Genomic DNA, 5,017 nt, shown 5'->3' with positions numbered 1-5,017 from the left:
TTACCAAGCCGCTCATTCACTACGGCGTGGACGAGGCGCTGGAGGCGGGCATGGACAATATGGCGTTCGTCACGGGTCGCGGCAAGCGCGCTCTGGAGGATTATTTCGACCGCAGCTACGAGCTGGAGGATCAAATTTCAGGCAGCAGCAAAGAATATCTGCTCGACGAAATCAGAGCACTTATGAAGCGCTGCACCTTCTCTTTTACGCGCCAAGAGCAGATGAAGGGGCTCGGCAACGCAATTTATACGGGTAAAATTTTAATCCGCGACGAACCTTTCGGCGTGGTGCTCGCAGACGATCTGTGCGTGAACGAAAACGGCGAGGGCGTGCTTGCGCAGATGGTTAAAATTTACGAAAAATACCGCTGCAGCGTCGTTGCGGTGATGGAGGTGCCGCCGCAAGACGTAAACAAATACGGCATCATCGCCGGAAAGAGCATCAGCGACGATCTGATAATGGTCTCGGATATGATCGAAAAACCTGAGCCTGGCGAGGCTCCGTCGAGCTTAGCCATCATCGGGCGCTACATCCTAACGCCTAATATTTTCGATCTCATCGAGCAGACGGCGCCAGGTAAAAACGGCGAGGTGCAGATTACCGACGCGCTTTTAAAGCAGGCTCAAAACGGCGTGGTGATCGCGTATAAATTTAAAGGCACTCGCTTCGACTGCGGCTCAGTAAAAGGCTACGTGGAGGCGATCAAATATTTCTACGAGCGAGAATTCGGCGATGGTAAAAAATGAGCTGTTTTTCCCACCGGCAAAAGAGGGCGCGCTAGAAGAGGTAGCGGCAAAGATCCGCGCCGAATACGAAAGCGGCGAGATAGGCTACTACCGCCTGCCGCAGCAAGGCGCAGACGAAATAGCGCGGGCGCAGGAATTTTTTAGCGCACGAAGCTACGACGAGATCGTGCTTATAGGCATCGGCGGCTCCAGCGTGGGCGTGCGGGCGCTTTATGAGATGCTGCGTCCGCGCGTAAGAAAGAATTTACGCTTTAAAATTTTGGATAATCTCGACGGACACAGTGTAAACCGCGCGCTTGAAGGGTTAAATTTTGCTCGCACGATCTTCATAATATCCTCCAAATCGGGCGGTACGATCGAGACGATCTCGCTTTTTAAGGTCGTTTTGCAGCGTTTCGGAATTTCAGATTTAAAGACGCTAGCAAAAAATTTCATCTTTATCACCGATGCGGGCTCGCCGCTTGATATCTTCGCGCGTGAGCACGGCGCCTGCGTGATAAATATGCCCGCTAACGTAGGCGGCCGTTTTAGCGTGTTAAGTGCGGTAGGGCTAGTGCCCGCAGTTGGGTTAGGTCTTGATGCAAGCGCGATGCTGCGCGGGGCTGCCGTCGCAAAAGAGCGGTATCTGGATGAAATTTTAGCAGGCGATCCCGCTAAAATCGCGGAGAATAAAATTCTACGAAAAGCTCATCACTACGCCACGCATAAAAGTGCGAAAATCAACATCCTTTTTAGCTATGGCGACGCGCTGCGCGCATTGGGTGAGTGGTATGTGCAGCTCTGGGCGGAAAGCCTAGGTAAAAAGATTGGCTTTAGCCGCGAGGGACTTACTCCTGTAGGGCTTGTAGGTTCGCGCGATCAGCACAGCTTCCTTCAGCTCATAATGGACGGCGTAAAGGATAAGACCGTGACTTTCTTAAAGCTCACGGACAACGGCACTACGGACGCGGTGCCTGGTATCAGTCTGCAAGGTCTTGAGGGCTGTGACTTCGTAAACGGCATGCGACTGGATGAGGTGCTAAATCTTCAGTGCGATGCTACGCTGCAAGCCGTGCTAAACGAGGGTATCAGCGTCGATCTAATCGAGGTTTTGCAGCTTTGCGAACAGAGCGTGGGCGAGCTATTTTACTACTTTGAGCTGCTAACCAGCGCTACTGGAGCGATACTGGGCGTCAGCACTTACGATCAGCCGGGCGTCGAGGTAGGTAAGAGAATTTTAAAATCGCTAGTTTTGAAATCGCGAGATTAGAATTTGCGGCGCTCGCTAGACGAAATTTCGTCGGGTCAAATTTTACTAAAGTCAAATTTTGCTCGCGCCCCATTTTGCTTAGGCTAAATTTTATAATTTTAAAATTTACGTCGCGAAATTTTGATTTCGCGCTATGAGCATTTGGAATTTTGTCGCAAAATTTCACGGCAGAATTCCAAGATTGCACCGCGAGGCGTAAAAATTTTGCGACTTGCAAGCGCACAGGGAGATGAAATGAAAATCACGAAGATCGATCACTTCGTCCTAGTTACGGAGGATCTGCAAAAATGCGTGGAATTTTACGAAGGGATTTTGGGCTTAGAGCACGTTTGCGAGGGTGGCAAACACAGCCTGCGTTTCGGCTCTTCAAAGATCAATATCCACACCCGCGCGGGCGAGTTTGCGCCGTTCGCGGCGCGTCCTAGCGCAGGCTCGGCGGACTTTTGCCTCATCTGCGAAGGGCAAAGCGCGCAGCAGCTCAAAACGGAGCTTGAAAGCAAAGGGGTGCAAATAGAGCTTGGCATCGTGCCTCGCACCGGCGCGCGCGGCGCTATGCAAAGTATCTATCTGCGCGATCCTGACGGCAATCTCGTAGAACTCGGCGCATATGAAAGCGGCGATGATTAGCGCGTAAATTTTAAAGGCAAAATTTCAAGCGGAGCGTTAGAATTTAAATTTTCTAAATTTTACCTTTTTACTAAATACCGACAAGGTGCGCGGGACGGTATCTAAATCTATATGCGTTTTGCGCATAAAATACTCTTTTAATTCCAGATACTCTTTTTCGCTATAAATCAAAACATTTATAATTCTAAGATCGCCCGTTTCGCCGTATATCACAAGCCGGTCATAGATGCCTAAGCATCTGAAACTGCCATTTTTAAGATGCATCAATATACCCGCTCCGAATAGGCTAATTGCTATCATCGAAATTAGCGCGATCATCGCATGCATTCCGCGCATAACGTATGCGCCCAAAGGCCAAAGCGACAAAAACAGCATTTCGGGTATGCTTATCCTCTGCTGCCGGTCCCAGCGCGGATCAAAACTAATCGCAACGGCGCCGATTTGTTCAAGCTTCAAAGATTTATAAGCTTTATCTTCTTTGTAATATTTAATATCCGAATCGTTAAATACGAAATAGACGCCCTTTTGTTGCTTTCGCCTGGTAAAAAACATTACCAAAGCGAAAGGGAGTAATCTAAAATTTTTGGGCTCAATAGGGTTTACTACGGTAACGACCGAGATGAAGAATAAGCATCCTATAAGCGTAGCAATCGTGGAATATTTCATATAATCGTAAAAAGCATAGTCTTTTATTATTATCGGATTTTTGTCGTAATCTCTAAACTCAACCTCTTTGTTTCTTGTATCCATAACCGCTCGCTTTAGCTAAGATAATATTTTTCTATTTTATCAATATCGATATGTTTTCTAATTAAAAACCATTCTTTTATCTCGTTTAGCCTTTCCGCATCATATACGCAAACTAAATAATTTTTTGCCGATAAAATAGAGCTTAAATAATAAGTATTTTTCTGCTCATAGTACGGATAATCCACTACGATCGCAGAAAAGAATGAAAAATTCTTAAAATTGCCTACGATTAAAAAGTGAAAAAATATTTTCAAAAAGATTGCAGAAAGTATTGAAAAAATGAAGAATAATAAAATTTGCGATGACAGAAATGATAATGCTGCAATAGAAAAAATTATAATAATATTATAAATGAGGCGGCGAACTTTATCATCGTTGCAATATCCCCAAAATGGTCTGCCTACCACATAATTTAAATGAAAGTTATTTATCCTTCTCTCGAGCTCGCCGTTGTTATAGAAATCTATAGAGTTATTCATAAAGTAGATTTTTCGATTATTATTGCTTACGCAGCTACTATAAATAAGTTTCAATACTATCGCTATAAAAATTCCGAATGTAATACTAGAGCCTATTTCCATCATCGATATATGGTATTTTGAAAAAATTAAATCCCATATGCTTAGAATATATCCGCCTAAAATCATAGGCACGTATAAAAATGTAATTGTAGATATTAGCAGCCTCTCATAATTTTTTACTATTATTGGCTCTTTGTCGTAATCCCTCGCTTTAGAATTCTGCGGTAAGGCGCCGCTACCATCCAAGATAAAATTTTGTGGTTCTGTGTTGTTTATACAGGCGGAATTCTGATCCGCTTCGGCTTCTGAATTTAAAGCGCCAGGATCGGAATTTTTGGTTTCAGAATTTGAAGCTTCGAAATTTGAAACTTCAAAATTAGAGGCTTCAGAATTCTGGATTTCAGAATTCGGGGCTTTAAAATTTTCGCCGTTAGAATTTTGTTCCAAGCCCCGCTTCGGCTCTTGATGTCGCTTTTGTAGTGGCCTTTTTAATTCCTCAAGCCTGCTTTGATCCATTTGCCGCCTTTAAATTTGATGGACGCGCCATTTTATAGCGCCGCCACTTAAAGCTCATTAAATTTTACCGCTCGCCCGCTGTGCGCAGGCAAGCCCGACGAACCGAAACGATGCCGACGGATCAGGCGCCGCGAAACCGCCTTTTTGTACAAAGCTTTAAGCTGATCTGCGGGCCAAATTTCATCTCAAATCGCACAACCGCCTTCTGTGCCGGCGCTTGTCGCGTGAGATCACGCCCGAATAAGTATCATATCCGCCGCGGGCCGCACCGAGGCTTCGACGCCGTGCGGAAAAAAGGCTCGGACGACAAAAGCCGCGCCTAGCCGTACAAATTTAGCGCGAGCTCGGCCGCTCAAGGCACTTGCAAATTTTATCTATACTTTAGCGTCTGTTTGCAAGCTCGCACAGTTCTTGCGCAGTGCGCCGAAATGGGGTGTCGCCCAATCCGATACAAAATCTAAAACGCGCCAAATCCGGACGATCTAGGCCTTAAAAATGCACTTTAAATTTCGCCCAAAAGCTTCTGCCGGGCTCATAAAGCCTCGTGCCGTTGGGGATAGTCTCGTAGCCTGCGATACCGCCGCCGTAGCCGCCTTTTGAGTTATGAT

5 protein-coding genes are annotated in these 5,017 nt (G+C 46.0%); 3 read left to right on the top strand and 2 right to left on the bottom strand.

All coding sequences use genetic code 11. The features are described 5' to 3' along the window. The 3 genes from Q0369_RS02185 to Q0369_RS02175 all read left to right on the top strand — a co-directional run. The coding region (locus tag Q0369_RS02185; RefSeq protein WP_298095388.1) for a sugar phosphate nucleotidyltransferase at positions 1-746 on the top strand (746 nt) is incomplete at its 5' end. Then, complete coding sequence (locus Q0369_RS02180; RefSeq protein WP_298095385.1) at positions 733-1,995, top strand: glucose-6-phosphate isomerase; 1,263 nt, start codon at positions 733-735, stop codon at positions 1,993-1,995. The genes Q0369_RS02185 and Q0369_RS02180, both read left to right, overlap by 14 nt. Before the next feature lie 234 nt (positions 1,996-2,229). Then, a complete protein-coding gene (locus Q0369_RS02175; protein ID WP_298095382.1) occupies positions 2,230-2,622 on the top strand; it encodes a VOC family protein in 393 nt (130 codons plus the stop codon). A gap of 36 nt (positions 2,623-2,658) precedes the next feature. Here the strand turns inward: Q0369_RS02175 and Q0369_RS02170 are convergent, their stop codons facing one another. Further along, positions 2,659-3,372, bottom strand: coding sequence for a hypothetical protein (locus Q0369_RS02170; protein WP_298095379.1), 714 nt, complete (start codon positions 3,370-3,372; stop codon positions 2,659-2,661). Positions 3,373-3,383: 11 nt separating this feature from the next. Further along, positions 3,384-4,409, bottom strand: a complete 1,026-nt coding sequence (locus tag Q0369_RS02165; protein ID WP_298095376.1) for a hypothetical protein — start codon at positions 4,407-4,409, stop codon at positions 3,384-3,386. Between the last annotated feature and the right edge of the window lie 608 nt (positions 4,410-5,017).

The organism is uncultured Campylobacter sp., from assembly GCF_938030685.1.
Classification (GTDB): domain Bacteria; phylum Campylobacterota; class Campylobacteria; order Campylobacterales; family Campylobacteraceae; genus Campylobacter_B.
This window is presented reverse-complemented; position numbering and strand designations above follow the sequence as displayed.

Excerpts from the sequence above, each read along its gene's own strand:
- Q0369_RS02180 (WP_298095385.1), top strand. The coding sequence starts at position 733 with ATGGTAAAAAATGAGCTGTTTTTCCCACCGGCAAAAGAGGGCGCGCTA.
- Q0369_RS02175 (WP_298095382.1), top strand. The coding sequence starts at position 2,230 with ATGAAAATCACGAAGATCGATCACTTCGTCCTAGTTACGGAGGATCTG.
- Q0369_RS02170 (WP_298095379.1), bottom strand. The coding sequence starts at position 3,372 with ATGGATACAAGAAACAAAGAGGTTGAGTTTAGAGATTACGACAAAAAT.
- Q0369_RS02165 (WP_298095376.1), bottom strand. The coding sequence starts at position 4,409 with ATGGATCAAAGCAGGCTTGAGGAATTAAAAAGGCCACTACAAAAGCGA.